Source organism: Pseudomonas neuropathica (genome assembly GCF_015461835.1).
In the GTDB taxonomy this organism is placed as follows: domain Bacteria; phylum Pseudomonadota; class Gammaproteobacteria; order Pseudomonadales; family Pseudomonadaceae; genus Aquipseudomonas; species Aquipseudomonas neuropathica.
In genome coordinates this window covers 1-1756 of the sequence record NZ_JACOPX010000037.1, presented here as the reverse complement: position 1 = coordinate 1756, position 1756 = coordinate 1, and the positions used below count along the sequence as shown (strand labels likewise).

Annotated in this window: 4 protein-coding genes; all 4 read left to right on the top strand. The window is 42.8% G+C overall.

Features of this window, described 5'->3' with window-relative positions; genetic code table 11:
* On the top strand, window positions 1–846 hold an 846-nt coding region (locus H8F23_RS29020), incomplete at its 5' end, for a hypothetical protein (protein ID WP_228759422.1).
* Window positions 847–889: 43 nt separating this feature from the next.
* Window positions 890–1129: a type II toxin-antitoxin system RelB/DinJ family antitoxin gene (locus tag H8F23_RS28610; protein WP_194936564.1), complete on the top strand. Its 240-nt coding sequence runs from the start codon at window positions 890–892 to the stop codon at window positions 1127–1129.
* The gene (locus tag H8F23_RS28605) at window positions 1119–1406 is read left to right on the top strand and encodes a type II toxin-antitoxin system RelE family toxin (RefSeq protein ID WP_194936563.1); all 288 of its coding nucleotides are present in this window, start codon (window positions 1119–1121) and stop codon (window positions 1404–1406) included. The genes H8F23_RS28610 and H8F23_RS28605 overlap by 11 nt, the downstream gene beginning before the upstream one ends.
* 208 nt (window positions 1407–1614) lie before the next feature.
* A partial coding sequence (locus H8F23_RS28600) for a PAS domain-containing protein (RefSeq protein ID WP_194936562.1) occupies window positions 1615–1756 on the top strand: 142 nt, incomplete at its 3' end.

The following is a 1756-nucleotide window of genomic DNA, read 5'->3' as shown; positions in this document are numbered from 1 at the left end:
AAAACCATGGAGTTCATAAAAAATAAAGAAAAAGGGGATGTAAGTCGCTGTCATATAGCACCTATTAAAGGCCCAGGCTTTACAGGGTTACTCCACTATAAAAACCTTTTTTATGGTGGTACCCATCAAAACGAGTTGTTTGGTAATAATTACTTATCTGGCGGAAAGTACATAAAAAATAAAAACCTTACAGAAGAGTGGGTTGTAAATGATGACATGTCAAATAACGAAGTTCTTATAAAGATTGAAGAGTTTCTAGGAGACATAATAGAGAGATACATAGAAAATAACTCAGTACATAAATCTAAGAAAATCAGAATCGTTGAAAAAATAATAGAGGCAAATCCAAGCGCAGATAAACAGTTTTTAATAAATCAAAGCACTAAATCCCTAAATGATGAGTTGCATTACCTTAGACGATCTTACTCTTTCTTCAAATCATATGGCATAGAATCTAAATACATGGCATACATGAATGAGTTAACAAGGTTTATATCTTATCGCGGGAAAAGGAAAGATTTGCTTAGGTCGTTAAGAAAGGTAATGGTTATAGGATATATGGCTTTAGAAAGAGTCTCAGGTAGCGAAACTTACAATAAATATTTTTATTGTAAGTATGAGCCATTAATAAATCAAAAATATAGCCAAGTTATGTTAAAGGAGCCAGGTAACTGGTCAGTATTCAAATACCTCATGTATGATACCGTTTTCAAGGTTTTGCAAGGCGGTGATTTAGATGTTAAAAACTTTCGCAAGAAAGTAATGTCCTACTTGTTTTTTCCTGAAAAGGCTTGGCAAGAAAGAGGACTAAAATATTACCGAGATCCATTGAAAAACTTTCGCTAAGACGCTATTGTAATGACAGATGTCTTTGCAGGAGTCATGCTCTATGGCCTCAATCAACGTCCGTGTGGACGACGACCTCAAAAACCGCGCCTATCGCGAGCTGGAACGCTTGGGTGTCACGCCGTCTGAACTCATGCGCCAAGCCTTGCAGTACGTTGCTGAGCGCGGTCAACTCCCCTTCCGTCCCGTACTCATGACTGAAGAGGATGAAACCCTCATAAACACCGTACGCGAGCGATTGGCTTCACCGCAGCGCGTTAAGGTGTCGCTGGATGACCTATAGCCTTGAATTTGACCAGCGTGCACTGAAGGAGTGGCACAAGCTGGGAGATACGATCCGGCAGCAATTCAAGAAAAAGCTGTCTGAAATCCTGGAGAATCCCCGCATCGAGGCCAACCGCTTACGCGAGCTGCCAGATTGCTACAAGGTAAAGCTACGCAGTGCTGGCTATCGCCTGATCTACCAGGTCATAGATCAAGAGGTTGTGGTGTTCGTGGTCGCGATTGATAAACGTGAAAATGAAGCCGTGTATCGGAAGGCATCAGACCGCCTCAGATGAAGGAAGGCTTCAAGCAGTTGCTGGCCGAACTGACGCAAAACCTCTCCCGAGATGACGGTAGACACCATTTACACTAGCGGCACCATCACCATCACCATCAACGATGCTGCTCGCCTCAAACGTCTCGCGACCAGGATAAGGCCATAGAAACCATGTGGTTATCCATGTTAAAATGGCATTGTGCTATTATTGCTCGTGGAGATTCAACTTGCGCTCGAACCTGTCCGTCACAACCGTTGAGCGAACATTTCCGGCCCAGCAGCGATTGATCTCTGCTACTGATGCGAGCGGGAATATTACCTATTTCAATGACGAGTTCACGAGAATAAGTGGCTTTTCTCGTGAAGAGT